A 26,022-nucleotide genomic window follows, 5' to 3' on the forward strand; every position below is an offset into this window, starting at 1 on the left:
GTATTTAATTATTTGCAGTGATGTCGATAAAAGAATCCGCCCATTGGAAAAACCTCTCCGGATAGTCGTCATCCATCGTGAAAGGCTTCTCCGTGTCGGGAGAGAGGGCGAGTGTCTCCGTAGGGATAATGCTGTACGAGTACGGCTCATTATAGTTGTAATCGTTTACCAGAGCCTCGGATATGATGTCGTCCGTGTCATAGACCACCCTGACCTGCGACTGCAACGGCATCGGAAGAAACTCCGGCTCTTCCTCATAGAAAGGATCGTATTCATAATCCATGAGGGCCTTTCGCGGAAACAGGAACTCACATCCCTCCTTCATCGAGTCAAGCAACAGACGCTCGTCTTCATTTTGCGGGACATAACGCTGTAGGGCCCGGACTATGTTCCTGTGGTAGGATTTGCCTTCCACCCGTTGCAGCAGCCTGTGTGCCTTTCCTTCTTGGAAAGAGCGGAGGAACCTGTCCGTTTCCTTCCGCTCTTCCTTTTCATATCCGTTCATTTCGGAGTCCTGAAGGCAGGTAAGGATCATGTCGGTGTCATCCGCATGGAGAATGGACTCAATCCCGTTTCCTTCCATCAGTTGGTGAAGAAACGATATGCAGAGCCGTCTGAACGGCGGTCGCAGTTTCTCCATGAACTTGACCGGGAAATAATAAAGGGTGTATTCTCCCCATTTGTGGGTTTTCCACAGGTTGAAATACATCCTGCCCTCCTTGTGTTCGATATTGACATTGACATCGCCGTCAAGCAGGTTTTCCATCTCATGGTACAGACGGCAGATGCTTTCCGTCAATGACGTTCTCCGTCGGTGCACGGCTTCCTTTCCCAACAGACTGGCATAGCGGTAAAAAGATTCACGCAGGAAAAGGTAGTTTTCCTGCGTGATGAGATTATAGGTCCTGTCTCCCCATTCCCTGTTCAGGAATCCGGGTGCAATGGGTTTATACCTGACATTCAGAAAAGGATTACAGCACCCGGAGGTGCCGTAATTCTTTCTTGTCTTCCTGTCTGGAATTGGTGGCTTTGCCTCAGCGAATAGACTATGAGCCTTGCGAGTGCGTCTTGCTGATGTATATCCAGAAGTGTACATGATTCACTGTTTTTACGTTCGTTATCATTTTCCATTGCTCATCCTTTTACACCGATGGTCGTCTTGAACTCATACTCGGCTTTGTCATCACTGATGCTTGGGCCGTGTACCGTCGCCGTCGTCAGCTCCGGATAGATGTTGGCATAGTAGCTCATGACCATGTCGGGGCTGCAGCTGCCGTCGGGATCTTCGAGTGTGATGTTCTCACTGCCTTTCCTGAACTTGAATGTTCTCTTCATTCCTTTGATTTCGAGTGCCATAGTCTTATATGATTTGAGTTTGTTGAATTGTACATTTGTTTAGCATGGAGGTTGGAAAGTCCGGATAGCCGGCATATTCTCCCGGGTCATATCCCTGTTCGGCATAGCGCCGTATGTCTTCCGATGCTTGCGGCTGCATGAACTCTGTCGGTTGCTGCACATAGCCCTGCTGCCTGCTGTCGGGATATGCCTGCTGGCCGTTCACCACGGGCTGGGCATATATAGGATATTGATTCTGCATCGGCTGGCCCTGTGCCGGCTGTTGCGGGTATGCGGGTTGTGGAACCGGCTGTGGGTACGGCTGTTGCTGGACAGGGGGATTCTGCTGCATTGGCATGGCTTGCGGAGCGGGTGCCGGTTGCTGCGGCATTGCCACCTGTTGTACTGCCTGTGGCTGCTGAGCGTCTTGCAGTACCGGCTGTTGCTGTGCCTGTGGAGCGGCCGGCTGTGCATTTTCCACCGTTTCCGGCTCTGCCGACATGTCGAACAGGCTTCCACGGCTGAGTTCCTTCTTCTGTGCCTCGATTTTCTCGTCTATGGACTGCAATTCCTGAGGCTTGGCAAACGTCCTTGCCTGCTTGAGGGCTGCAAGGGCTTCCGAGTGTTTCTTCGCGGCGATAAGCTCGTCTGCCTTTTTGAGGTACTTCTCACATTTCTCGCGCTTTTCCCTTTCTTCCTTGGTCTCCTTGGATTTCGCCTCTTTCGCGGCCTTGCTGTTGGCGGATGCCTTGTCGGCCTGCCGCTCGAACTCCTTCATATTGGTTATCAGCCCGGCAACCCTCTGTACCGGCTGGCCGATGGTCCTGATGAAATCCGCGTCAAGCTCCTGGGGCTGTCCGCTGACGGTCAACGGTACGATGTGGTTCTGCGCCTCGTCCTTCAGGGAGTTGGACTTCGGCAATACGGATACTGTCAGTCCGTTGCCGGACTTGCGGATGACGAGCGTGAGGTCCACCGCTTCCGTCATCATTTGATGGATTGATGTAAAAAACATAATTCTGTAATTTTAGATTATTAAAAAAGTGTCTAAGCGTCACGCTGCTGCCTGAAGTATTCCGCCAGCAGCCTGTTTCTGTCCGGATGCCGGCTGATTCTCCTGATAGGGTCAAGCAGTGCGGAGATTGGTATCGGTCCTGTTGTCCGGCCGGATGACATCTCCGCTGTCAGCGCCGGGCTGGCTTCCTCGGCCGGTTGTCTTCTGATGGAGGCTGTACTCCATGTTCCTGTCATGATGTTCTGTTCCATAATCTTATGTTTTAAATTTGAATATTCAGGCTTTGGCAGCCTGTCGTGAACTACGAGGGCCTTGGCGGCAAATGTGCCGCGGTAAGGCAAGGTTTTGCGGAAAAATACCGAAAGCCCGCAGGGCGAGGATGATTTTTTCGCAAACCGTGAGGCCTGACCTTGCCGTCCGAGAGGGCCATTTGCCAACTTTGCCCTGTAGTTCCCGACGGACTGCCGGAGAAGTTTCCGTTTTCTGCTTTCGGTATGGAAGACCTGCTGAAACGAAAAAAGCCGCCCCATCGTGGGACGGCTTCATGAAATCCGCATCTTTTGTCCTGCTCAGGCAACGGGCATGCCACTGCCTCTTTTACCCTTGGTCCTCTTGGGGAATGCAAGGGTTATTTCCTGTCCGCTCCCCAATGAAAGGGTGGCGTCGAACGTCTTCCCGTTCTTTCCTCTCAAGCCTTTTATCACTCCGGTCTCTCCCTTTGTCAGAAGCTCTGTCATCTGAAAGTCGGTCAGTTCCTTATTCAGGAACTTCCTGAACAGGACAAAGCCGCACTCCCCACAGTCGCACTTGGCGGCCTTGCCGCGGATGGCGACATTGCCCTTCCGGCATCTGGGGCACGGAAAGGTCTTTTCCCTTATCGCGGGAAAGCGGATGCCGAGTACGTCCCGGGTAATCTGACGGGTATAGTCGCCGATCTCCCGCATGAAGCTTTCCCCTGTCAGGGTGCGCCGCTCTATCTGCAGGAGTTTCTTCTCCCACGTCCCGGTCAGCTCCGCATCCGCCACGCGCATGTCCCTGACGGCATTGTAAAGGAACATACCCTTTTCCGTGGGGATGATATTCTTCTCCGAGCGTGAGACATAGCCCCGCCTGATGAGTGTCTCAATGATGGACGCCCTCGTCGCGGGCGTGCTTATGCCGAGCTCCCTGATGGCTTCCCTTGCCTCCCCGTCGGCGATGTCCTTTCCGCAGGCTTCCATGGCGGCAAGCAGCGTCGCCTCGGTATGGAGCGGTTTCGGAAGGGTCTTTCCCCGGACGATTCCACTGCCTGAGACAGGAATCCTCTCCCCGGACCGGAAGACTGCCGTTCCGTCATTGGGCTCCGTTTCTCCGTCCGTGCGGTCTTCCGCTTTTGAAAAGACACCGCGCCAGCCGGGACTCAGCACCACGGAGGTGCATGAGCGGAAAACAAGCCCGGCACATTCCGCCTCCATCAAGAGATTCTCTCTCCTGCACGGAGGAGAGAAGGCCTCCAGCATGCGTCCCGCTATCATCATGTAGACCGTCAGTTCTTCCACGGTAAGGTCCACGGGTGTGACACCCGTGGTGATGAGCGCATGGTGGTCGGTCATCTTCGTGTCGTCCACGCAGCGCATGTTGAGTTCCGTCAGGTCGAAGGACTTCCCGTATTCCCTGAATTCCTTTTTCCTGATGATTTTCCCCAGCAGGGTGGGAATTTCCGCCATGACATCCTGCGGAATATGGCGGCTTCCCGTCCTCGGATAGGAAATCATCTTGCGTTCATAGAGTGACTGGGCAATTTCCAGCGTCTTCTCCGCGGTAAAGCCGTGCAGGGCATTGCAGTCCTTCTGCAATGCGGTGAGGTCATAAGGCAGCGGAGGCGCCTGCTCTGCCGGCTGCCGCTCAATTCTTGTAATGGTGGCAACCGTACCTCCACAGATTCGGGAATATGCCCGCTCTGCCGCCTGCCTGTCCCTGATTTTTTCAGTATGACGGAAAATGCGGTGGTCTCCGTCCTTTTTCAGCGTGACATGCAGCATCCAGTAAGGCGTGGAGACAAACTCCCTGTTTTCCCTGTAGCGCGAGCATATCATGGCAAGCGTGGGTGTCTGCACGCGTCCGATGGAATTGTTTGGTGTCCCCGATACGGCTCCGAGCGCACGGCTGGCGTTCATGCCGACGAGCCAGTCGGCCTTGGCGCGGCAGAAGGCGGCATCATACAGGCTGTCGTATTCGTGTCCGTCTCTGAGACGGGCAAGCCCGCCGCGTATCGCCTCGTCGGTGAGCGAGGAAATCCAGAGCCGCCTGAAAGGCTTGCCGGGCTTCAGGTAATCATAAATAAGTCTGAAGATGAGCTCACCCTCACGTCCGGCATCCGTGGCGACGATGATGCTCTCGCACCTGCCGAACACTTTTTCTATGATTCTCAGCTGCTTGGCGGCAGCCAGGTCGGTGATCATCCCCCTGTCGGTCCTGACCTGCCTGACGGCAAGCCGGAAATCATCCGGCACGACGGGCAGTTCCAGTTTCCCGTCCCCCGTATGGCCGTATGCCTCGGGCATTGCCAGGGAGATGAGATGCCCCAACGCCCATGTGACGGCATATCCGTTCCCTTCCCTGTATCCTTCCTTCTTTCTTGCTGCTCCGACCACGCGGGCGATGTCCTGTCCCACGCTCGGTTTCTCTGCGATGATGGCTATCATAGTCGAATATGAAATTAGGACCGTTCCCCACTGTCCGCACGGAAGGGGAAACGGTCGGTTGAACATGGTCTGTCTACGCTATCCTGGCATTCTTCACGCCGTTGACCTCAAGCAGCGGCGCACCGTCCTTCCTTACCAGCCGGAGCGTGGCGTCCATGACCACGTCAACGCCGAACAGCACGAGGCTGAGCGTGACGACGCCGGTCTGCTCGCCGCTGAGGAGCGTGTCGAGCTCACCCTGCTTTTTTATGTCTTCCTTTCTTACGCCTATGACTGCGAGTTCCCTCCAGTCCACTTCTTCCACCTTGAATGGTATGTTGATTTTCTTTTCCATAATCTTGACTGATTTTTTGTGTCCTAACTTACATTTTGTTCAGGGAGGGCCGTCATGAGACTTTCTTTCCTCTTGACTTCTTGGGCTCTTTCTTCTGCTCCTGTGCCTTCTTCTGCGCCTCCGCCACCACATTGCGCTGGGAGGCGTTCTTGTTGCGGTCGGGATTCTCGTTGTAGTAGTCGAGCTTGCCCTGGTAGGGATTCACCTTGACGTACTGCGCGAAGGTCTTTCCGTCAAATCCTTTCATACCCTCTACCAGCACGGCCTTGCCGTCCTGCAGCCCCGCCCTCTGGGTGGCGGAGAGGGTGACGCCCCATATTTCTGCCGGGATCTTGAAGTTCTCCCGCTGCTCGAAGCCGTCGGGCGTGCGCGAGTAGCTGAGACGGCCCGTCTCCAGATCCGCCTTGATGAAGGATGAGAACTCCTCGCCCTTGCGGGTGACCATGTCCTTGAGGAAGATGACCTTGCCCTCACGCAGGTCCTGGCGGTCCTCCGCGGTGAGCGGAACGCCGTTGATCTCCTTGGGGATGTAGATTTCCCTGTCGCCCTCCGGAGAGTCGGGGTTGTATCTCGTATAGGCGGGACGCCCGCTCGCCTCGTCGAGCTTGACGAATGCCGAGAAATACTCGCCGTCGGTGCGCTTCATGTCCTCCACGAAGATGGCTTTCCCGGCATTCAGGTCCGCCACCTGCTGGTCGGTGAGCTTCACGCCTCCGAGTTCCTGGCGGTTGAACAGGCGGTCGTTCTCGAAGATGTATTCTATGCCCCTCCGTTCCGCGCTGAACTGGATATAGGCGTTGAACTCCTTGCCGGAATTGGCCGTCATGCCCTCGATGTAGACGGCCTTGCCCTCCTTCAGGTCGTTCTTCTCCTGCTCGGTGAGTTTCACCTTCTTGATTTCATCGGGAATGTAGGCATTCTCGGCCTTCATCGCCACCACCTCGTTGGTGAGCCTGTCAAGGCTGATGAAGGAGGGGACGTATTCCCCGTTGCGGGTCTTGAGCTCCACCACGCGTCCCATGTTGCCCTTTTCGAGCAGGTTCTTCTTGTCCTCTTCCGAGAAGATGTGCCCGAAGAAGGGACGGTCGAGGTCGGGTTTGGCGCGTATGCCGTGTATTCCGAGCACGATGGGGCCGTTGGCGGACTGTTGGAATGAGAGACGGGCGTCGGCACGCAGCACGGCAGCCCCGAAATTCATGGAGATGGGGACGGTCTTGCTGGTCTTGTAGCCTTTGAGCATCTGCTCCAGCAGCCCCCTCTCCTGCAGGTACTCGCGCGAGAGGCCGAAGTTCTTGAGTTCCTCCCAGTTGATCATCGATTCGTTGTAGCGCAGCGGGGATGCCGTAGTGGCGGCCGCTGTCTGCGCCTGTGTCTGTGGTTCCGGATTTTTCTTTGCCATTTCTTCTTCTGTTTTTGGTTTTGTACTTTGTTCCTTTTCCTTGTTTTTTGGGGTTACCTCGTATTTCTTCAGGAAATCTTCCACGGCATCGGTCTTCCGGCCGTTGGCAAGGTCCTCTATGGCCTGCCGGACTTCCGGCTTTTTCAGGTGCCTGTCCCTGACGGAGAGGATGCCGAAACGTGCCGGGTCCCTGACCTGGCTCCAGAAGTTCTTGAAGAAATTCTCGAAGATGTCCGCATAACGGTCCACTTTCAGAAAGGAGTTCCCGTGTTTCGCGTCGGCGGGTACGGTCTCATACCTGCCGTTCCTGTCGAGTTTTGAGACTGCCCGGAGTATAAGCTCCATCTTGTCGAGTATGAACACGATGTCACTCAACTGCTCGTTCTCCGTTACCGGCTTTGAGGGTGTTTCCGCCCTGATGCTTTGCTTTGCCATACTTGTTGCTTTTATTGGTTGATAAATAATGGATGTCGCTGCAAATATACACCTTTATGCCGTATAAAACGCTGGTTTACAAACAGATGACTATCCGTGTCATCGTATGTCATTGCGTTGCATTGGCAGCGTTGGGGAGCATGGGGAAAGAAGAATGGAATGGAAAGGGAAAGGAAAAGGCAGGGAGAAGGACAGGAAAATATGCAGATTTGCGAGGCGGGCCGCTTTTGTCCCCCCCTTCATTCGGCTTGTAGGGACAGGCAGCGAGCTTCGTTGGCTGATGACAGTGTTTCCTGAATGGTTGGAGAGATAGTGAAATGAGCATAACATATCCCCTATATGTTTTCCTTGACCGTTCTATGCGTCATCGGTCGGCTACGCCTGCTATGTCCCGACAAAACAATCAACTCGGAAGAGTGGTATCGGAGCGTTTTTTTCGGTAAAAAATCCCGCAGGGCATTTTTTGCCGAAAAACCCTTGTGGCCCCGAATGCTCCGATACCACTTTCCGGGTTATCTTCAAAAAGGGACATAGCTGGCGAAGCCGGCAAAGTGTTTTTTCAAAAACGTGATATTTTTCTTGCTTTATTCCTCAAAAACGTGTATATTTGCACATAAATAAATCTCAAAAACGTGATAAATGCTTATGATGAAGCGTAAGATATACCAGACTCTCCTTGAATGGAAGGACAGGAGACAGGGTGAGACGGCACTGATGATAGAAGGTGCGCGCCGTGTGGGGAAAAGCTATATCGTCGAGGAATTTGCAAGAAGGGAATATGAATCGTACATCATCGTCGATTTCAACCATATAGATGCGGAGACGATGGATATATTCGAGCAGTACCTTCCGCAGCTTGACCGGTTTTTCCAGTTACTTCAGCTGAAGACGGGTGTCAGGCTGACGGAGCGCAGGTCGCTCATCGTCTTTGACGAGGTGCAGCTCTATCCCAAGGCGCGCGCCGCCATCAAGTACCTCGTCAAGGACGGCCGCTATGACTACATAGAGACGGGCTCGCTGGTGAGTATCAGGAAAAACTCAAAGGGGATTGTCATACCCAGCGAGGAACACACCATACAGATGCACCCGATGGATTTCGAGGAGTTCCTGTGGGCGATGGGCGAGGAGATGCTGATGCCATACATAAGGGAGTGCTTTGAGAAGAAAGCCCCGATGGGGCCCATCCACCGCAAGGCGATGGAATGGATGCGCCTGTATATGATTGTGGGGGGCATGCCGCAGGCGGTGGCGAAGTATGCCGCGACAAAGGATTTCGACTCGGTGGACGAGACCAAGCGCGACATACTGACGCTTTACCGGAACGACATTCACCAGTATGCCGACAATGACGAGATAAAGGTGGTGTCCATCTTTGACGGGATTCCGGGACAACTGCAGCGGCATGAGAAGAAGTTCAGGCTTTCCTCCATATCCACGTCCGCGCGCATGAGGGAATATGAGTCGGCATTCGTGTGGCTGAGCGAGGCAAAGATCGTGAACTGCTGCTTCAACACCACCGAGCCGAGCATCGGCCTGCGGCTTAACGACGAGCGCACCACGCTCAAGTGCTACATGGCGGACACGGGGCTTCTCGTCAGCCACGCCTTTGACGAGCGCGGCATCGTGGCACAGGAGATATACACCAAACTGCTGCTGGGCAAGCTTGAAATCAACAGGGGCATGCTCGTTGAAAATTTAGTTGCACAGATGCTCCGTTCAAGCGGGCATAACCTTTATTTCTTCTCGCAGTCGGACAATGAGAATGCGGAGAACCGCATGGAGATTGATTTTCTCATAGCCAAGTCAAGGATTACAAGCAAGCACAACATTTCCCCCATAGAGGTGAAGTCGGGCAAGGGCTATACGCTGACCTCCCTGCGCAAGTGCATGAGGAAATACGGCAATTACCTTGCCACTCCCTATGTTCTCCATGACGGCGACATTAAAACGGAAGACGGCATTGTCTACCTTCCTCTATATATGACAGGCTTGCTGTAATCGAAGCGGAAATCATATAGGAGTCTGTAATTGCAATGACACTGATAATAGACAATAAAGCAGTATCTGATTTCTATTGCATTATCATTGTTGAGTGATGCACAAGAATCTACATGAAAAAGGAGAGATGTCTAACCTGTAGTCAATCAAGTTTTAGCCTCTCTCACTTTGGAGGAGTGTCCGAAAGTGGCGGAAACCAGTCTATCCCCTCTCGTTTGTGTGAGAGGGCGATTACGGACTTTCGGATGATGCCCCTCTACTCTCCGGGATAGTCTTCATTATTCCATCTCCATTGCTCTACTTTCCAGCCTTTCTTTTTAAGTTCAGTCACCTGAGTCGGTGTAAGTTTCTGCGTGTCGCCTTCTTTCGTGTTCTTGAACATGAGTGTACCATTCCCGACTTTAGGCAGTTTCACGCTTTCATAGGTGAGCCTGTTCTTAAAACAAGTAACGGCTTTCAACCGCGTACAAGCACTTGCGTTGAGCAAAGTCAGTTGGTTGGCGGAACAATCCAAATACTCCAACTGCACACAGCCATTTACATTCAGGGAAGTCAGCAGATTATATCCGCACCTCAAGGTCTTTAGGTGTTTGTTTCCTCTTACGTCCAAGCGGGTCAATTTTATTCCGTAGCATTCAAGATGTGTAACCCTCCCCGTAATCGTGATGGTTTGGGTCACTACCCTATACGTTCTAAGAGACATATGCTCCCATTCACGCCTTACCTCAGTAGCACCCTTTACCAAAGGTTCATCGTCTTTGGCAAAAAGAAACTGAATCTCTTCGCCCACCGGTGCAGCAGTGGTCATCACCATGCCATCCGGAACGGGCGGTGCCTCGTCTTTATCATCATTCGAACAGGCTGCCAGCATCAAGTTTATTGTCATCACCATAGCAAGGGTGAAAACTGTTTGTGCAAAGTTTGTGCAAAATCTTGTTACCTTCATAGTTTGCTCGCTTAAGAATTTTTCTACTATTGCAGAAACAACAATAGTGTTGTCTTTGCGAAGTGATTATAGTAAGTTATCAACAACATTTTATCTCCAAAAAGCCCTGATGATTCTGAATACAGCCCATAACAGCGTAAAAGGCGCAATGAAGAAGCCGACGATGGTGAACAAGGCCAACTTGAATATATAATATGCCGTCCACTGCCCGTCTGTCCCTGCCATCATCTTATATGGCATGATATTCTCTACGAACATGTAGCCTGCCCATACAGCCATCAGCAGATAGCCTGTCATCCACTGCCTGTCGGGAGATTCCTTGGTTGACAGGAAATTAAGTTTGTAGCCAATGACAAACAAGACTATGAGAAATGCGAGGTTGAGGATGCTCCGGCGAATCTCGTTCCGCTTTCTTCTCTGATAGCATGACTTGCAGAGGATGGGGCGATATTGGGATGCACATTCCGTACACAGCCCCTTGCCACAATCTACACATCGTGCCACCGCTGGTTCGTGTGGATGATTGAAACAATTCATGAGCAATTACATTTTATTATTTTGCGAAAATACAATTTTTTTTTGATAACAAGCAAGGAGGCCTATCATTATTTATAGGTATTTATACTGATTTTCCCGTATCATCCCATCTGCCATTCAATTGTAAGAGCCGTCATTCTTCCTGTTTGTCCTCCTTGGGAATCAGGTGAGCCAAGTCCGGATCGTTCTTGATACGCTCCATCTCATCCTCTATTATCCTCAGCACATCTTTCTTGATTCTGCTGTAATTGCGTTCTATCTGCTGCTGCATGATGTCATTCCCGTCTTCATCCCTGAACTCATTAATAACCGGAATCTTCCTGTATGCCCTCATCTCATCGGAAACCTTTTGGGTTTCCACGATAATTCTGGAGTGGAATATCTTCTGGTCTATCTCCTCACCGAAATTGTCGGCCACACTGCCGACGAACGTTCCCTGTGAGAGGTTTGCTATCTTGGAGGCCGGAATAAGGGAGTCAAGCTGCGTGTTGATGGATGTTGACGTATCCTGCCGGTTGATGGAAAGCGACTGCCGTTGCTGGAGGATTTTGCCAAAGCGTTCGGAAAGGTTCTTGGCGGTTTCTCCCACCACCTGCCCGCTGAACACATTGCCTACCGTATTCTGTATGACCTTCGCCTCCTTGTCCCCGTAGTCCCTTGCCAGCTGCGAGAAATCCTGAAAGCCCAGGCACACCGCCACCTTGTTGCTTCGTGCCGTGGCAATCAGATTGTCGATGCCCCTGAAATAGATGGTGGGAAGCTCGTCTATGATGATGGAACTCTTCAGCTGTCCCTTCTTGTTCACGAGCTTCACGATCCTGCTGTTGTACAGTCCCAGCGCCGCGGAGTAGATGTTCTGGCGGTCGGGATTGTTGCCCACGCACAGGACTTTCGGATGTTCGGGATTATTCAGGTCAAGCGTGAAGTCGTCTCCCGTCATCACCCAGTAGAGCTGCGGCGAAATCATGCGGGAAAGCGGAATCTTTGCCGACGCTATCTGTCCCTGCAGCTGGTCCTGCGCACCGCCCTGCCATGCGTCCATAAACGGGGAGAGGTAGTTCTCCAGCGAGGGATAGGAGGTGAGAATCGTGAAGATGTCGGCATACGGCTTGTTGAGGAACTCGATGGCGTGGGGGAAGGTGCAGTATTCACCGTCCCTGTATATCCTCAAATACCAGATGATGGCCGCCAGCAGGATGATCGGCGACTCCACGAAGAAGTCGCCCTGCTTCTGAATCCACGTCTTGTTCAAGTTGAGCATGATTGTATATGCCGATTCATAGGCATCGCTGATGTCCAGCATGAACTTGGGACTGATGGGATTGCAGCGGTGCGACCGTCTCGGATCGTCAAAGTTGATGACGTAGAACTCCGGCCTTACCCTGTACTTGTCCATGTTCTTCAGCAGTTCATTATAGGCGATAACTGAGAGGTCGTCAAACTTGTAATCGTATATATACATGGCAAACCCCTTGGCAATCTGCTGTTTTATAAAGTTGTTCACAACCGCATAGCTCTTTCCTGAGCCGGGCGTGCCCAATACGATGGTGGCACGGAACGGATTGACCACATTGATCCAGCCGTCCCACTCCCGTCCCTGATAGACGAACCGCGTCGGAAGGTTTACAGAGTATTCGTTTTCCATGCAGCGCGTTTCCTGCATGAAACTTTCGTTGGCAGTGTTGAACACGTCCTTCATCAGATTGTGCCTGAACATCCGGCTGATCCAGACACCCGCCATCAGCAAAAGAATGTAGCCTGCCGACAGAACAGAGGCGTATAGTGTCATGACTGTTACGGCAGACAATGGCAGGTCGAGCATCCACCAGTTCATAAAGAACAACACAAGCCCTGCAAGAAACACGGCATATATTTTCTCCCATGTCATCTTCTGATTCTTCACTCCCTTGGTTCCCAGACAAGACAGGGCGAGGAAAATCAGGGCGAAGACCTTCGTAAGGAGCAGGCTCCTGAACAGTCCGGCAGTCCGCTGGAAATTCATCAGTATCTTGTCAAGGATGCCGAACTGAACGTTCAGTTCCACGAAGGCCTGATAGCAGTACCAGTAAATGTGAATCACCACGAATATAATGGAGATGGCACGCATGAACTCCATGACCTTTGCCAATCCCCGTAAGTCATCTTCCTGTTGCATGGTCGTATTTTTTTGATTTATGAGATGCCGTTTGAGCGGCGTTTCCTCTTCTTTTTCCCTTGCATCCTCCGCGCAAAGGCCTCTTCCTCGTGGTCAGGGCCGTTCGGTTCGAAACTGAACAGTCCGAAAGCCTGTTCTATTGTCTCTCCCCAATCCATTCCGTCCGAAAGGCTGTTTCCCTCAGCCGTGCCCCGGTTCTCTGCATCCGTAGTTATGGTCGGTTCATTGAACAGTCTTTCGAACATGTTGGCGGAGCATTCCTTTCCAATCCGTGAACCGTTGAACACCTCCCTGTTCCCGTGGTCGATGAATGTCACCCCGTATATGCAGCCTGTCCCGCTTTTACGGAAGATCACGTCGATGCCTTTGGCGGCCAGCAGTCTTGCGAACTTATCCCTGTCGTGCCGGCAGCCGTGCATGGCAATCCTTATACTGTCGGCTGCCACCGGTTTCCGTCCGTTCCGCTTGAAGGCACGCAGGTTACGGGCGATACGCCTTTCGATGCCATCATAGCCGAACCGCTCTCCGATGAGTGAGGATTTTATCGGGGTACAGGCCGGTGTTCCCTTCCCGTCAGTTACCGTATATATGATACCCCGATAGGGCTTTCCGTCAAACTCTCCTTTCACCTGCTTTGCGTCGATGTTGAAGCAGGACAGCAGGGCACTGTATTCGCCGAACGACCGGTAGCCGTAGGAGGAGAACACGCTTTTCAGGATGTTCGACACCTGCGTCTTGACATCCCCGGCGCGGTAGTCCGCTTTTTTAAGATACGGCTCCGGCAGTTCCTTTCCCTTGTCCGCTACCTGCTGCAGTCCGAACTCCGCCTCCAGGTCCCGGCAGACCTTCATTGAGCGGTTCCATTCATAGGCATCGGAAATCTTCTCCCCGTTTTCCTTTACGCAGGTGGAGACGATGTGTATATGCCTCCGCTCGATGTCCTCATGTATATATACGACATAGGGTTGGTCGCCATATCCCATCCTGCGCATATATTCCTCTGCCAGAGTCTTGAACTCCCCATCCGTCAGATGGTCCTCGGGCGTGGGGTTGAGGGAGATGTGCAATATCGGCTTCTCGGTGTTCCTGTTGGCAAGCAGGTAATTCTCAAAGGAGAGCAAGGTGTTCCGAAGGGTGTTCCCTCCGCCTGCATCCATATCTGTGATGATACGGTTACCGTGAATGATGCGGGCCGTCCCCTCATCCACTTTTCTCTGATTGTAGATGATTGCTCCATACAGCGAAACGCCCCTGTTAATCTTTACCACCATGTTATTTACCGTTTTCTGTGTGGTCCAAGTATCTGTTCCTGTATTCCTGCGTAAGCGAGACAACCTGCCTGCTCAGCATGACCAGTTCGAGGGTTGCCTTTTCAAGCTTGCGAAGCAGTACGAACGCACGCTTGTCCCCGAAGTTCTTCTTCACGGCCTTTACGGTCTGGTTGTAATTGTTGCCTATCGCTTGGAACTGATGATAGAAATTAGTCAGCCGGATGTAATAATCCATCGTGGCCTTGTCTATCCTCACTACCTTCAGTTCCCTCTCAAGCAGCACGGTCTTGATAAACCTTGCCCTTTGCGCCATGCCCGATTTCTGGAAAAGAGCCTCAAACCTTCCTTTCTCCTCCGCATTCAGCTTGATGCCGTATCGGAATACGGCAGGGTCGGACTTGCGCTTGCGTCCGGCCTTATGTTTCCTGTCATTGCCGTTTTTCTCTGTCATACCTCACGATTTTATATTTTTTCTATCTGTCTGCGTATTCACGACTTTGGAGTGAATGGTTCCGAGCCGTCAGGCGAGTGGCAAGTTGTTTTGGGATGCCCGATTTATTTCGGGCGTCCCAAAACACAACTTGCTATGTTCGCTTGAACATGAATTTTCCTGTCGTCAAATTGTGCTTCGCCCTGCATGCGGACTGCACGGGAGGATTTGACGGCCAGACGGAACGAATCCGCTTCGGCGGCAAAGTTACAGGTAAGGAACCGAATACGGAACAGGCGGAATGATGCAACGGAATGACAAATGGTGACATATGTCGACAACGCACGGAAAAGGACTCTGAAAGTCGTTTTTTCTGTGTTTATTTGCAGTGTGTATGCATCTGTGCAGGACTGACTTCGTGCGGTCATGACTGCGTGAAGCCACTTATTCAAGCATTCATGCAGTCATACACTCATACAGGAAGTATTGAAGGCATGGATATGTTCCGCCATTCACCGGTGCAGACACACATTACTGCATACAACTTAAAACATACGGATTATGAAAAAAGAAGCGTTATTCGTTGCCCTGAGCAACCAGAAGGGAGGCGTTGGGAAGTCTGCCTTCACCGTACTGCTGGCAGGCTACCTGCATTATCTCAAAGACAAGAACGTGGCGGTGGTGGACTGTGATTCCCCGCAGCACAGCCTGTGCCGCATGAGGGAAAGGGACATGCAGGCCATAGAGCAGAATCCCCATTACCGGCAGCTCCTTGTAAGGCAATGGGAGCATATCAGGAAGAAGGCCTACCCCGTCGTGGGTGCGACGCCCGACAAGGCAAGGGAGGCTGCCGACGAGCTTGCCCGGGACGGCGACTTCGACATTATCCTCGTGGATCTTCCCGGAACGATGGGCACACAGGGGGTGTTCAGCACCATTGTCAACATGGACTACGTCATCACGCCCATCATTGCCGACCGTATCGTGATGCAGAGCAGCCTGGCTTTCTCCACCACGGTACTGGACTATATCAGGGGAAAGAGTGATATTCCCCTGAAGGACATCCTGTTCTTCTGGAACAGGCAGGACCGGCGTGCTTCAACGGAGATATTCGACATCTACAACGGTATCATCAGACAGCTGGGACTGACGGTGCTCAATACTGTCGTGCCGGAGACGAGGCGTTATGACAAGGAGCTTTCCATAAGGGGAAGAAGTTTTTTCCGCTGCACGCTGCTGCCTCCGCCGGCTGGCCTGCTTAAGGGCAGCGGCTTGGCGGAACTGGCGGAAGAGGTGATTGCAAAACTCAAGATATAGGGATATGGCAAGGAAAAAGATAGAGGTAAACGAGGAGGTCCTGAAGGAAATCATGACGGGCGACCTGCCCGTCTTTGGCAAGGAGCAGCCTGTAAGGGAGACTGTACGGGAAAGACGGGAGGCAGAATCCTCTGAATCCCGGGAAAAAGAGAACGAAACCGCAAGCAATCCAAAGGCTGATGCTTCTCAGGCAGCCAATGAGGGAACTGTAAATAAAGTCCGATATACAGAGAGGGAATACAGGGAATGTTTTCTTGCGGCAGGAAATATCACCCAGCGCAGCCAGACCTATGTCAGTCGTGAGAATTATGAGCGTATAAGACGTTTCCTGCCGGTAATAGCTCCCGATGCCAGCATATCAGGGTACGTCAACAATGTACTGACACGCCATCTGGAAGAGTGCCGGGAACTGGTCAATGAATTGTATAACCGTGAAATATCAAAACCTTTATGAATATGGAAAAGTATTTATATCTCTTTGTCAAGACGGTGTGCTTCGCATACCTGTCGTGGCGTTTATGGATTTTCCTGTTTTGCCGTTCCTCCGCCTTATGGGGCAGACTCATCGCATGGGCAAGACTGATACATAGTGAAATGGCAAAAAGGCGAATGGTCAATATGAAAAAAGAAAGGCGGAAGCCTGTGATGCAGTCGCAAGCCATTAATGGCAGGGAGGAAGAGGTGATCGGCAAGACAAAGCTCGTTTACCTTGAAGATCCTGAGAGGCGTGATGTCGAACCGGTCCGTAGTGAACCGCTTCCAGCTTCGGATTTTATAGGTGAAGACGATGAAATCTCGGACGATGAGGTGGAGAACAGTCTGTCTGCCAGGCATGGATCTGCCAACGACATTCTTAGTGAGGAGGAAAAAAGGGAAATGATGGAACCTGTCGGCGCGGAGCCTGATGCTGATTTTTCGGAAGCCCTGACCTATGAGGATATGAAAAACGTGGCGGATGTGCTGACGGCACAGGGTAATGTCTCCGAAGAAAACTGTATCAGGGCTGCAAAGACCTTATACAACATCCGGCAAACGGACATATTTGGTTTTATGACCTCTCAAATCGGCAATATGGAGCTGGTGGAGAATCTGCTCAGGGAATGTCTTGACGAGCAGGGAACGCCACTGAAAAAAAGAAAAAAGATGCAGGATGCAAAGAAAACAGAAGTATTTGATTGGAATAAATTTGTTTGATGTAAAAGATTTACAGGTGCATAAATCGGGATATGAAAAGTTAATAGTAGGAATGTAGTCAGGGGAAGATATAAATATTACCATACTCTGACTACATTCTACATAGCAGTTTCAGAATATTACCTCTTTTTTCTGTTGAAGCCCATATCGTTAAAAACTATATTTCATTTTTATCCATGCCTCAGAGTTCTTCGCATACATAGCAAACTTGCCCTTGTCGGCATGAAAATAGTCGTAGCCTGCGGTGAGTTCTATCTGATCGTTGAGGGCATAGGAGGCGGACAGACGGTTGAAGATGCCGCCGTTGGTAACGTCGATATAGGCGAAGGTGGAGAGTTTCAAGGTGTTGTGCAACAGTTCCTTTGCGAGCCTTGCGGTGGCAAGTCCGGCGTTGCGATAGACGGAGAGGCCATCAAGGTTGCCCGATGTGTGTTGGTGGCAATACTGCATACTGATGTTCCAGTCGCCACCCGGATACCAGTCTGCGCCCACGAGGGTGTTGAGGACATTTCTGCGCGCGGTGCTCTTTCCTAAAACCGCCCCCTGCGCCTCACCTATATAATCGGCAACTTCGGCACGAAAGACGAACTGACCGACGGAGAGCGAGCAGTCGGCACCGAACATAGTCATGCGGTGATACTCGCCGTTGATGCGGAGCGACCGCCTGTCGTCCGACAGCACGGGGCAAAGGGCAGGCATCTTGTTCCATGTGCGCAAGGCACTCACGGAGAAATCCACTCCGCTGAAGTTTGCCGTGAGACGCCCGCCAAACTCCATGTTTCTAATCCGTTTTTCGGGTTTTCCGCTTTCCAAGTCGATGGTATAGGGCAGTTGTGCTGACGGCAACCGCACGGCCCACGGATTGCGCTCGTCCGTCGGCAGCACGAAGAAATCGACTATCGGATTGCATACGGCCTCAATGGTGACCGGGCCTATCGTGTACTTCGCTCTCAGGGCATTGACGGGCATGCGGATGTCGTCGTAGTCCTGTGCAAGAAACTCGGTGTAGTCGAACGGGGACACACAGTCGGTAACGCGCAGCGCGTCGGCCACACCCCAAACTATAATCTGCCGCCCCATGCGCAGGTCGAGGTTTCCCTTTGCATAGGAGAGATAGGCCTCGCGCAGTTCCAGCCGCGTGCGGTCTTTCAGCACGCCGTTGTAGGTGGCGTTCAGCGACACGAAGAGCGAGGCTGCCCCCTTTTCGAGTTTCACCTCTCCTCGTGCACGGGTTCTTGATGCCATCAAATCGGCCTTTCCCTCCACCCTCACGGCGTGGTAGGTATCGAGAAAACCCTTTACCTGCACTTGCAGGGTGTTGTCGTCGGCTTCTTCCGGCGGCACGGTTTCCGGACTTGTGCCCATCGAGGATTCTACGACGACGGTGTCAGTCTCAACCTGAGCCGACGCCTGTGCCGAGAGCATCGGCACAAGCAGCAGCATGAATAGTCTAAACGGTTTCATGTCAGAGTCCTTTCTCCAGTTTGGAAACGGTGAAGAGGTTTGGCGACACTTTCACATTGAACCGCTGGTTGCCCATACGGATGACGGTCTTGTGCCCCGTCTGCACGTTCTCCATCTGCATGAGGTGCATGGCCCAGAATCCTTGCACCTTTTCTATATTGGAGATGGTGAGCCGGCGGTGCAGCTTGTTCAGCTTGTCGTAGTATTCGCCCTTGACAGCCATCAGGCAGTCCTGCCGGATCCACGTGACGCGGCGCGCATAAATCTCGTCTTTGTCGTTGGGTACCGACTGCACCACCCAGCATTTGTGCCCGCCCAAAGTTTCCTCGCGCAGCAATTTGTGCTGCTCCTCGTCGACACTGCGCGTGCTCATGTCGTTGTAGGTGAAGTCGCTGCCCATGAAGTAGTCGGTCTTCGACGACTTTCCGCTGATGCGCCTTGTCTTTTTCATCGCCGGGAGGTAGAGCCACTTGTCGTCCGTCTTCGCGGAGTTGTCGTAGTCCCACGTGAGGAAGCCCGTGCCCTTCACGTCGCCGGGGTAGGTGAAGAACATGATTTTCTTCGTGTCCTTTCCCACGTCCATTGCCCACGACTCCAGCTTCCGCACACGCTTGTGCCCGCTTTTCTGAATGAGCGTCATTTCAATGGTGGCATAGCGTGTGTCGCCGTCGGCGCGGTTCTTTACTTTCTGCATGATGTCCCGGCCTGTCAATCCTGTGGCTTGTGCGGCGAGAACCATCGTCAGAGCCATGATAATCGTTGATATTCTTTTCATTTTTCTTGATTTTATAGGATTTATATTTTATTTTTCTTTTGCGGGAGCATTGTCGGAGAGTTCCGACAGCACTTTTTCTCCCATAGAAGCATCGTCGGGAATCCCGACAGCACTTTTTCTCCCGTGGAAGCATTGTCGGGAATCCCGACAGCACTTTTTTCCTCGTGGAAGCATCGTCGGGAATCCCGACAGAGCTTTTTCCATTATGGCAGCCCTATCCCTGCTTTTCCTTTCCGAATACACGTAGGTATTTGAAGAGAATAGGCGTGAGGAAGAGGTCTGCCAGCAATGCAGATACCATACCCGCTACGGCCAGAATACCCCAGTTGCGCATCTGCGTGGCATCGGAGAAGATGAAACCGGCAAAGGTTGCCGAGATGATGACCGTGGACATGACGATGGCGAGTCCCTCTGTTCGGAACGTGCGGTTGATGGCTTCCGGGTAATTGCCGCATCGGTCGTATGCCACATGGCTGTGGTTGATGAAATGGATGGTGTCGTCGACGGCGATACCCAATACCATCGGGATGAGCGAGGCGGTCATCATGTCGAGCGGATAGTCGAGCCAGCCCATCATGCCGCCCACGATGATGGCAGGAGCGATGTTGGGAATCATGCCCACGAGTCCCACTTTCCAATTGCCGAAGATAAGCACGAGGATAACGCCGATGACCAGCACCGAGAGCAGCATCGACCACATCTGCCCACGCTCCACATACTGCTGCATGACGGTGAACTGAGGGATATTGCCCACCACGGAGATGTGCGCGCCGGGGAAAAGTCGGCGAGCCTCTGCTTGCAGGGCGTTCATCTCCTTTTCGGCCTCGTTGGAGTTGTAGTCCTTCATTTCTATTTGCAGGCGCAGCCGCTTGTAGTCATAGTCCATCCAGTATTCCGACTCCGTGCCTCCGGCGTTCTCGTAGAGCAACAGCAGTTGCGCCACCATGTCGGCATCGTCGGGGATGCGGTAGAATTGCTGCTTGTTGCCGTTGAGCGTGCAGTTCATGTCCTTCACGATGTCGGTAACGGAGTTGTGGCGTTTCGTCAGTTTATAGTCACTTGCCGTCTCCGCCAGCCGGTCGAGTTTCTTCAGGTTCTCCGGCTTCTTGGCATCGTTGTCGTGCGGCAGGGTAATCATGAGGTCGTAGGCATACATCGAGCCGAGTTCGGTCTCGCACAGGTCGAGGAACTTCTTGACGTAGGGTATCTTCCGCCCCATCGTCTTCTCGATGTCGAACGCCGGCTCGATGAAGAAGAGTCCGATGCCGCAGAAGATGGTCAGAGCGACCGATGACACGACAAACGACCGATGGTTGCGCATCACGAAACCGCCCAACCGCTCAAACCGATTGCCGATGAATCCCTCAAAACTCCTCGACATGTCGGCGGCGGGCTTGCGGTCCTTGCCGAACGACAGCAGGATAGGCGTGAGCAGCAGACAGGTGAGCAGCACGGCCAGCAGACAGAGTGAGGTGTTGATGCCGATGGCCTGCATCGGGACTATCTTCATCGAGAGGAATGTCATCATGGCTGCCACGGTGGTAAGCCCCGACAGAAGTACGCCCCAGCCGGTCTCGCCCACGGCCTCCTTGATAGACTCCCTGCGCTTGCCCGTCTCCACAAACCGCGTCTTGAAGAAGTTATATAAGTGGATGTTGTAGGCGATGGAGCAGGCAAAGGTGAGTATCACGCCTATCATCGCCGTAGTCATGTCAATGTAAATGCCTGTCCAGCCGATAATGCCGAAACTGATGAGCAGTCCGGAGATGGAAGTGAGCAGCGGTGCGATAACGCCACGCAGTGAGCGGGTTACGACGAACATCACCACGATGGAGATGATGAAGGCAAAGAGGAACAGCCGTCCCATCTCGCCCTGCAGATAGGTAAATTTCTCGTAACTCAGATAGGGCATTCCTGCGGCGTTGGGCGACAGCTCTGCATACTTCGCCTTACCGATGATATGCCCCGCCTCCTTGCCCGTGAGCATGTCGGGGGCAATGTTGCTCGTCTTCTTCCACACGCTGTCCTCGGGGAACGGGCGCAGTTTTACCATAATCCACGTCATCGTGCCGTCTGTCGATACCATCTTCTTTGCCAGATAGGGCTTGCTGTATGCCTTGCGCCTGATCTCTTTCAGTGCGGCATTGTCCGACGGTATTTCGTCTGGTACAATCTGCTCGATGGTCATGCCCTCCTCCGTGCCTGCGGCAAACTCGATGTCGGTGAGCGATGTTACTTTGTCGGCATACGACAGACTGTCTTTCAGTTCGTCGCTCAACTCACGGATGAGTGTCAGACTACGTTGGGAGAAGATGTCCTTGTTCTTCACCAGCACCGCCACATAATAGTCGTTGCCGAAGATGGACTTGAACTCATTGGTCTTGAGCAGCATCGGATCGTCGCTCACGAAATAGTCGTCGAACGAGGTTCTCATCACGATGCGTTTCGCTCCCACGAACGAGAAGGCGACGACGACTGCGAACAGCGCACCCACCACAAGGCGGTGGCAGAGTATCCATTCTGCCAACTGCCTGAACTTACTGTTAATTCTTACGATTTTCATTGTGCTATATCTGTTTTGTTGTCATTTTCCTGTTGTAAGGCCACCATTCTTGCAAACTCACCATTCATTGCCATCAATTCATCGGGTGTTCCCTGCTCGCTTACCGTTCCGCCGTTGAGTACCACGATGTGGTCGGCATTGCGGACCGTGCGCATGCGGTGGGCAATGATGATGACGGTTTTACCCTGTACCAGTTCGGAGATACCTGCCTGTATCTTCGTTTCATTCTCGGCATCAAGGCTGGCGGTGGCTTCGTCCAATAGAATAATGGGGGCATCTTTCAGAAGGGCGCGGGCAATGGAGATGCGCTGCCGTTCGCCGCCCGAAAGGTTTTCACCGTTCTCACCGATAACGGTGTCGTAGCCCTGCGGCATGCGACTGATAAAATCGTCACACTGTGCCAACCGTGCCGCATGGCGCACTTCCTCGTCGGTGGCATCGCGCTTGCCGATGCGGATATTTTCGGCAATGGAGGCATTGAAAAGCAGTACGTCTTGAAAAACGATGGCGTAGTTTTTCAGTAGCGTTTCAGGCTCTATCGTGGAAACATCTCTTCCACCTATCAGTATCTGTCCACTACTGATGTCCCAGAAACGCGCGGCAAGTTTGGCCGTCGTGCTCTTTCCTCCGCCCGATGGTCCCACAAGGGCGGTAACCTCTCCCTGACGGGCGGTGAAGGAAACATTGCTCAGTACCTGCTTTTCGGTTTCGTAGGCGAAACTCACGTTGCGGAACTCTATGTCGTAGTTGTTTATCTCCAACTCTCTGCTTCCTTCCTGTGCCGGCATCGCGTCGATTTCCTTTACACGATTGATGCGCACATCGAGAAAGGCAAGTATGGCAAGGTTGTTGCACACCTCCTGAATCGGGTTGTACACCATTGCCGAGGCTATGAGAAAAGCCAGATAGGTGAACATCGACACATCGCCCCGTTGCAACAGCCACGCCCCCACGAGAATGACCGACGGCATGCCTAACTTCAACAGCACGGCGGAGAGGTTGACGAACGTGCCGGCAACCAACTCGTGGCTGACCAGTTCCTTTTCGTAACCTTTCAGTCGCCGGTCAAAACTGTGGCAGTATGCCTCTTCACCATTGTACGACTTGATTTCCTGCACACATTCTAGCCCTTCCTGTACCTGTTCGGTTACGCCACGCTTCATGTCATAGACCTGTTGGAAAGCCCTGCCGAGTTTACGGCGCGACAGCAACAGAGTGGCTATGCCCAACGGCACCACCCAGAAGAGTGCGGCGGCCAGCCGCCAGTCGTAACAGAACATTCCGACGGCAATAATGATGACACTCGTCATGGCGGCAAAAAGTTGCGGTACGGCATGCGAGAATATCTGTTCCAGCATGGTGCAGTCTTCCATTATGGTGGATGTGAGGTCAGACAGGTTGCGCTCGCCGAAGAACGCAAGTGGTAGGCGGCGCAGTTTCTCCGCCACGCCGATGCGCCGCTGTGCGCTTTCGGTGTAGATGGTGGTGTAAGTGCTGTCGTACTGCCACCGGGCCACAAGGAACATAATCACCGCCAGTCCCGCCGCCAAGAGCAGGTAGAACCATAGCGTGTGTTGTCGTGTCTGCGTTTCCGTTCCGATGCAGTCCATAAGGAACAGAAACAAGTAAGTGGGCGGCAACATCAATGCAAGATTGAGCAATGTGGAATAGGCTATTCCTCGCCGCAGGTCTTTTGCTCCTTTTTCCGACAGGGCGAAACGGTTTTGAAAATATCTTATCATTGTCGTATGGCTTTTTGAATGGTTATAACTTCCATGCTACGGATTTCTGGTATTCGTTCCACATTTTATAATACAGTGCCTTACAGGCGATGAGTTCCCCGTGCGTTCCCTGTTCGGCAATCCCGCCGTTTTGTACTACCACGATGCTGTCGGCATCCTGCACGGTGGTCAGCCGGTGGGCTATCATCAACACCGTCTTGCCGCGAGTGAGATGCGCAAGGGCTCGGCGGATAAGATGCTCATTTTCGGGGTCTGCAAAGGCAGTCGCCTCGTCGAGTACCACAATGGGGGCATCTTTAAGAATGGCGCGCGCAAGAACGATGCGCTGCTGCTCGCCGCCCGACAGGTAAGTTCCCTCTGCACCAATCACGGTCTCCAATCCTTGCGGCAGCCGTTCGATGATTTCACGGCTCTGAGACAAGTCTATGGCACGGTTTACCTGTTCAAGCGTGGCTTCGGGACTTCCATAACGGATATTCTCCAAAATGGAGGTTTTGAACAGTCGGGTATTCTGGAAGACGAACGACACGCTGTGCATCAGTTCCTCCTTGTCCATCTGTCGCACGTCTATGCCCCCGATGCATACACAGCCCTCACGCACATCCCAAAATCGGGGAATAAGTCTTGCTATGGTGGTTTTTCCGCTGCCCGATGCTCCCACAAGTGCTATTGTTTTACCTTCGGGGATCGTAAGGTCGATATGGCTCACGGCGTCTTTCTCCGCTCCCTCATATCGAAACGACACATCATGGAAGCAGATGTCGAAAGCCTTGACTTTCCGTGGCGTTTCACAGTCGGGAAGCGGTAATGCGCAAGTGAGGTTCTCCAACCGTTCCATCGCCTCGTTCGCCAGAAAGAGGTTCTGGCTGAGGTACATCGTCTTCATCACATTGACGGAGATAATCGGGGCTATCAGCACATAGAGTATCATGTCGGAAACGATGACCGCCAACTCTCCGCCATGCCCTATCAGGATAATGCCTGTCGGCACGAGAAAGAAGGCAAAGGCATTGATGGCGACGGTGTAGGCAGACATCGGGGAACGCCACTGGAGCGTGTATCTGATGACAAGGTCACGATAATTGATGATACTGTCGTAAAAACGCTTGAACGAGAAGACCGTCTGCTGAAATACTTTCACCACAGGAATGCCGCGCACGTATTCCACCGCCTCAGCGCTCATCTTCTCCTGCGCATCGAGATACATCCGTTGGAATTGGTTGTTTCGTGGGTTCATCATATAGCCCATGATGCCGAAGGCACAGATAAACGGTATCACAGAGGCTATGCCCAGCTGCCAGTCTACCGCAAGCAGAAGGATGATGACACCGAGCGGAGCGACTATGCTTCCCGCCACGTCGGGCAGGATGTGTGCCACGAAAGTGTGTGTCTGCCCGGAGTCTTCGTCTATGATTTTGCGCATCCTCCCTGTATTCCGGGTGTCGAAGAACCCCAGCGGCACACGCATGAGCCTTTCCATCGCACTGCGCCGCATGTTGGTTTCCACACGGAAAGCGGCAAGGTGCGACAGCATGAGGGCGACGAAGTAGAGCAGCACGTTCACTATGGATACTACGAATGCCGCAAGGGCATAGTCCCACAGAGGCGTGCCGGCAAAGTCGCCTTCGGCCGTGAGCAGCGTGCGCACCACAAGCCACAAAAGAATAAAGGGAACGAGCGACAGCAGGCCGTTGAGTGCCGACAGCCCGACGGAACAGGGCAGCAGCCATCTGCGCCCTCCCATGTAGGTTCCTAAGCGTTTGAGTGTCTTTATCATATATTTGATCTGTCTTGAGAGTCGGTTATGGTTTCATCAGTTCTTTCCATCCGGCCATGCCGAAGGACACGTATTGCTTGAGCGCCAGCTTGATTTCCTCGTCGCTATAATCCTCATGCTCCACGAGTTCGCAGAAGAGAGTCATCCATGCAGAGCAGGTAAGATGGACCAGAAACGGGGAGATGTTGATGTTGAGATGCGGATAGCGCTCTTTCATCAGGCGCATATATTCTATGCCCACCTGCATCTGGTGGTCGATGATTTTATTCTTATATCCCTCTAGCGAAGTGCCTTCGGCATTGAAAAGGAGCAGCCGCAATTCGGGACGAAAATCCTTGATGAGCGCAAGCATGGAAAAGATGTAGTCAATCTGCTGCTGTCGCATATCGAACACCTCTATGGATAGATTCTCCTCGTCGTTGTGTGAAAGGATATACCGGTCGATTGCCGAGAGCAGCGGACGCATCACCGCGCAAAACAAGGCATCCTTGCTGTCGAAATAATGGTACAGGTTGCCCACCGTCACACCGGCCTTGCGCGCCACGTTACGGATGCACGTGTGCCGGACACCGTTCTTGATGAACTCCCGATGTGCCACCTCCAATATACGTTGCCTGATATCTGTCTTTAATTTCTGCATAGTGGGATTAG

Annotated in this window: 23 protein-coding genes; 4 read left to right on the top strand and 19 right to left on the bottom strand. The window is 52.6% G+C overall.

Features of this window, described 5'->3' with window-relative positions:
- Positions 1-4: 4 nt before the first annotated feature.
- The 7 genes from ACZ42L_RS03640 to ACZ42L_RS03670 all read right to left on the bottom strand — a co-directional run bounded on the left by ACZ42L_RS03640 (position 5) and on the right by ACZ42L_RS03670 (position 7,202).
- On the bottom strand, positions 5-1,096 hold the full coding sequence (locus ACZ42L_RS03640; protein ID WP_464716639.1) for a hypothetical protein: 1,092 nt from the start codon (positions 1,094-1,096) through the stop codon (positions 5-7).
- A gap of 38 nt (positions 1,097-1,134) precedes the next feature.
- Positions 1,135-1,356, bottom strand: a complete 222-nt coding sequence (locus ACZ42L_RS03645; RefSeq protein WP_464716640.1) for a PRTRC system protein C — start codon at positions 1,354-1,356, stop codon at positions 1,135-1,137.
- Between the two features lie 4 nt (positions 1,357-1,360).
- The gene (locus ACZ42L_RS03650; RefSeq protein ID WP_464716641.1) at positions 1,361-2,350 is read right to left on the bottom strand and encodes a PRTRC system protein E; all 990 of its coding nucleotides are present in this window, start codon (positions 2,348-2,350) and stop codon (positions 1,361-1,363) included.
- 32 nt (positions 2,351-2,382) lie between these two features.
- Positions 2,383-2,601: a hypothetical protein gene (locus ACZ42L_RS03655; protein ID WP_464716642.1), complete on the bottom strand. Its 219-nt coding sequence runs from the start codon at positions 2,599-2,601 to the stop codon at positions 2,383-2,385.
- A 318-nt stretch (positions 2,602-2,919) separates the two neighbouring features.
- Positions 2,920-5,034 (bottom strand): type IA DNA topoisomerase, encoded by a 2,115-nt coding sequence (locus ACZ42L_RS03660; RefSeq protein WP_464716643.1) that lies wholly within the window; start codon positions 5,032-5,034, stop codon positions 2,920-2,922.
- A 73-nt stretch (positions 5,035-5,107) separates the two neighbouring features.
- Entirely contained in the window at positions 5,108-5,368 is a 261-nt protein-coding gene (locus ACZ42L_RS03665) for a DUF4099 domain-containing protein (protein ID WP_464698985.1), read from the bottom strand.
- Positions 5,369-5,420: 52 nt separating this feature from the next.
- Positions 5,421-7,202 carry a DUF3945 domain-containing protein gene (locus ACZ42L_RS03670; protein ID WP_464716644.1) on the bottom strand — a complete coding sequence of 594 codons (1,782 nt, stop codon included), beginning with the start codon at positions 7,200-7,202 and terminating at the stop codon, positions 5,421-5,423.
- 645 nt (positions 7,203-7,847) lie between these two features.
- On the opposite strand from ACZ42L_RS03670, the gene ACZ42L_RS03675 reads away from it, so the two are divergent.
- Positions 7,848-9,200 carry an ATP-binding protein gene (locus tag ACZ42L_RS03675; protein WP_464716645.1) on the top strand — a complete coding sequence of 451 codons (1,353 nt, stop codon included), beginning with the start codon at positions 7,848-7,850 and terminating at the stop codon, positions 9,198-9,200.
- Positions 9,201-9,456: 256 nt separating this feature from the next.
- Here the strand turns inward: ACZ42L_RS03675 and ACZ42L_RS03680 are convergent, their stop codons facing one another.
- From ACZ42L_RS03680 to mobA, 5 genes are all read right to left on the bottom strand, one after another.
- Positions 9,457-10,092 (bottom strand): hypothetical protein, encoded by a 636-nt coding sequence (locus ACZ42L_RS03680; protein ID WP_028896244.1) that lies wholly within the window; start codon positions 10,090-10,092, stop codon positions 9,457-9,459.
- Positions 10,093-10,236: 144 nt separating this feature from the next.
- Positions 10,237-10,683 carry a B-box zinc finger protein gene (locus ACZ42L_RS03685; RefSeq protein ID WP_464716646.1) on the bottom strand — a complete coding sequence of 149 codons (447 nt, stop codon included), beginning with the start codon at positions 10,681-10,683 and terminating at the stop codon, positions 10,237-10,239.
- A 133-nt stretch (positions 10,684-10,816) separates the two neighbouring features.
- The gene (mobC, locus tag ACZ42L_RS03690) at positions 10,817-12,838 is read right to left on the bottom strand and encodes a conjugal transfer protein MobC (protein WP_464716647.1); all 2,022 of its coding nucleotides are present in this window, start codon (positions 12,836-12,838) and stop codon (positions 10,817-10,819) included.
- A 17-nt stretch (positions 12,839-12,855) separates the two neighbouring features.
- On the bottom strand, positions 12,856-14,109 hold the full coding sequence (gene mobB / locus ACZ42L_RS03695) for a conjugal transfer protein MobB (protein ID WP_464716648.1): 1,254 nt from the start codon (positions 14,107-14,109) through the stop codon (positions 12,856-12,858).
- A 1-nt stretch (position 14,110) separates the two neighbouring features.
- Entirely contained in the window at positions 14,111-14,560 is a 450-nt protein-coding gene (mobA, locus tag ACZ42L_RS03700) for a conjugal transfer protein MobA (protein WP_464716649.1), read from the bottom strand.
- Between the two features lie 540 nt (positions 14,561-15,100).
- Here mobA and ACZ42L_RS03705 point away from each other — a divergent pair.
- From ACZ42L_RS03705 to ACZ42L_RS03715, 3 genes are read left to right on the top strand one after another with little or no spacing between them, the layout of a single operon-like run.
- The gene (locus ACZ42L_RS03705; protein WP_464716650.1) at positions 15,101-15,856 is read left to right on the top strand and encodes a ParA family protein; all 756 of its coding nucleotides are present in this window, start codon (positions 15,101-15,103) and stop codon (positions 15,854-15,856) included.
- 4 nt (positions 15,857-15,860) lie between these two features.
- Positions 15,861-16,310 carry a DUF3408 domain-containing protein gene (locus tag ACZ42L_RS03710; RefSeq protein WP_464716651.1) on the top strand — a complete coding sequence of 150 codons (450 nt, stop codon included), beginning with the start codon at positions 15,861-15,863 and terminating at the stop codon, positions 16,308-16,310.
- Between the two features lie 2 nt (positions 16,311-16,312).
- Entirely contained in the window at positions 16,313-17,050 is a 738-nt protein-coding gene (locus tag ACZ42L_RS03715; protein WP_464716652.1) for a DUF4122 family protein, read from the top strand.
- A gap of 150 nt (positions 17,051-17,200) precedes the next feature.
- Here the strand turns inward: ACZ42L_RS03715 and ACZ42L_RS03720 are convergent, their stop codons facing one another.
- Genes ACZ42L_RS03720 through ACZ42L_RS03750 form a run of 7 tightly spaced genes read right to left on the bottom strand, consistent with a single transcriptional unit; the run spans position 17,201 to position 26,011 of the window.
- Entirely contained in the window at positions 17,201-18,514 is a 1,314-nt protein-coding gene (locus tag ACZ42L_RS03720; RefSeq protein ID WP_464716653.1) for a DUF1302 family protein, read from the bottom strand.
- A 1-nt stretch (position 18,515) separates the two neighbouring features.
- On the bottom strand, positions 18,516-19,289 hold the full coding sequence (locus ACZ42L_RS03725; RefSeq protein WP_464702284.1) for an outer membrane lipoprotein-sorting protein: 774 nt from the start codon (positions 19,287-19,289) through the stop codon (positions 18,516-18,518).
- A gap of 27 nt (positions 19,290-19,316) precedes the next feature.
- Positions 19,317-19,493: a hypothetical protein gene (locus ACZ42L_RS03730; protein ID WP_464716654.1), complete on the bottom strand. Its 177-nt coding sequence runs from the start codon at positions 19,491-19,493 to the stop codon at positions 19,317-19,319.
- 10 nt (positions 19,494-19,503) lie between these two features.
- A complete protein-coding gene (locus tag ACZ42L_RS03735; protein ID WP_464716655.1) occupies positions 19,504-21,852 on the bottom strand; it encodes an efflux RND transporter permease subunit in 2,349 nt (782 codons plus the stop codon).
- Positions 21,849-23,594 (bottom strand): ABC transporter ATP-binding protein, encoded by a 1,746-nt coding sequence (locus ACZ42L_RS03740; RefSeq protein ID WP_464716656.1) that lies wholly within the window; start codon positions 23,592-23,594, stop codon positions 21,849-21,851. The genes ACZ42L_RS03735 and ACZ42L_RS03740 overlap by 4 nt, the downstream gene beginning before the upstream one ends.
- Before the next feature lie 22 nt (positions 23,595-23,616).
- On the bottom strand, positions 23,617-25,371 hold the full coding sequence (locus ACZ42L_RS03745; RefSeq protein ID WP_464716657.1) for an ABC transporter ATP-binding protein: 1,755 nt from the start codon (positions 25,369-25,371) through the stop codon (positions 23,617-23,619).
- 25 nt (positions 25,372-25,396) lie between these two features.
- A complete protein-coding gene (locus ACZ42L_RS03750) occupies positions 25,397-26,011 on the bottom strand; it encodes a TetR/AcrR family transcriptional regulator (RefSeq protein ID WP_464699005.1) in 615 nt (204 codons plus the stop codon).
- Positions 26,012-26,022 lie beyond the last annotated feature (11 nt).

This window comes from Prevotella mikamonis (assembly GCF_055381405.1).

Coding starts and splice junctions, on each gene's coding strand:
- ACZ42L_RS03715 (WP_464716652.1), top strand. CDS start 16,313: ATGGAAAAGTATTTATATCTCTTTGTCAAGACGGTGTGCTTCGCATAC.
- ACZ42L_RS03735 (WP_464716655.1), bottom strand. CDS start 21,852: ATGAAAATCGTAAGAATTAACAGTAAGTTCAGGCAGTTGGCAGAATGG.
- ACZ42L_RS03705 (WP_464716650.1), top strand. CDS start 15,101: ATGAAAAAAGAAGCGTTATTCGTTGCCCTGAGCAACCAGAAGGGAGGC.
- ACZ42L_RS03670 (WP_464716644.1), bottom strand. CDS start 7,202: ATGGCAAAGCAAAGCATCAGGGCGGAAACACCCTCAAAGCCGGTAACG.
- ACZ42L_RS03725 (WP_464702284.1), bottom strand. CDS start 19,289: ATGAAAAGAATATCAACGATTATCATGGCTCTGACGATGGTTCTCGCC.
- ACZ42L_RS03720 (WP_464716653.1), bottom strand. CDS start 18,514: ATGAAACCGTTTAGACTATTCATGCTGCTGCTTGTGCCGATGCTCTCG.
- ACZ42L_RS03640 (WP_464716639.1), bottom strand. CDS start 1,096: ATGTACACTTCTGGATATACATCAGCAAGACGCACTCGCAAGGCTCAT.
- ACZ42L_RS03710 (WP_464716651.1), top strand. CDS start 15,861: ATGGCAAGGAAAAAGATAGAGGTAAACGAGGAGGTCCTGAAGGAAATC.
- ACZ42L_RS03650 (WP_464716641.1), bottom strand. CDS start 2,350: ATGTTTTTTACATCAATCCATCAAATGATGACGGAAGCGGTGGACCTC.
- ACZ42L_RS03750 (WP_464699005.1), bottom strand. CDS start 26,011: ATGCAGAAATTAAAGACAGATATCAGGCAACGTATATTGGAGGTGGCA.
- ACZ42L_RS03660 (WP_464716643.1), bottom strand. CDS start 5,034: ATGATAGCCATCATCGCAGAGAAACCGAGCGTGGGACAGGACATCGCC.
- ACZ42L_RS03680 (WP_028896244.1), bottom strand. CDS start 10,092: ATGGTGATGACAATAAACTTGATGCTGGCAGCCTGTTCGAATGATGAT.
- ACZ42L_RS03730 (WP_464716654.1), bottom strand. CDS start 19,493: ATGGAAAAAGCTCTGTCGGGATTCCCGACGATGCTTCCACGAGGAAAA.
- ACZ42L_RS03665 (WP_464698985.1), bottom strand. CDS start 5,368: ATGGAAAAGAAAATCAACATACCATTCAAGGTGGAAGAAGTGGACTGG.
- ACZ42L_RS03645 (WP_464716640.1), bottom strand. CDS start 1,356: ATGGCACTCGAAATCAAAGGAATGAAGAGAACATTCAAGTTCAGGAAA.
- mobC (WP_464716647.1), bottom strand. CDS start 12,838: ATGCAACAGGAAGATGACTTACGGGGATTGGCAAAGGTCATGGAGTTC.
- ACZ42L_RS03675 (WP_464716645.1), top strand. CDS start 7,848: ATGATGAAGCGTAAGATATACCAGACTCTCCTTGAATGGAAGGACAGG.
- ACZ42L_RS03655 (WP_464716642.1), bottom strand. CDS start 2,601: ATGGAACAGAACATCATGACAGGAACATGGAGTACAGCCTCCATCAGA.
- ACZ42L_RS03685 (WP_464716646.1), bottom strand. CDS start 10,683: ATGAATTGTTTCAATCATCCACACGAACCAGCGGTGGCACGATGTGTA.
- mobB (WP_464716648.1), bottom strand. CDS start 14,109: ATGGTGGTAAAGATTAACAGGGGCGTTTCGCTGTATGGAGCAATCATC.
- ACZ42L_RS03740 (WP_464716656.1), bottom strand. CDS start 23,594: ATGATAAGATATTTTCAAAACCGTTTCGCCCTGTCGGAAAAAGGAGCA.
- ACZ42L_RS03745 (WP_464716657.1), bottom strand. CDS start 25,371: ATGATAAAGACACTCAAACGCTTAGGAACCTACATGGGAGGGCGCAGA.
- mobA (WP_464716649.1), bottom strand. CDS start 14,560: ATGACAGAGAAAAACGGCAATGACAGGAAACATAAGGCCGGACGCAAG.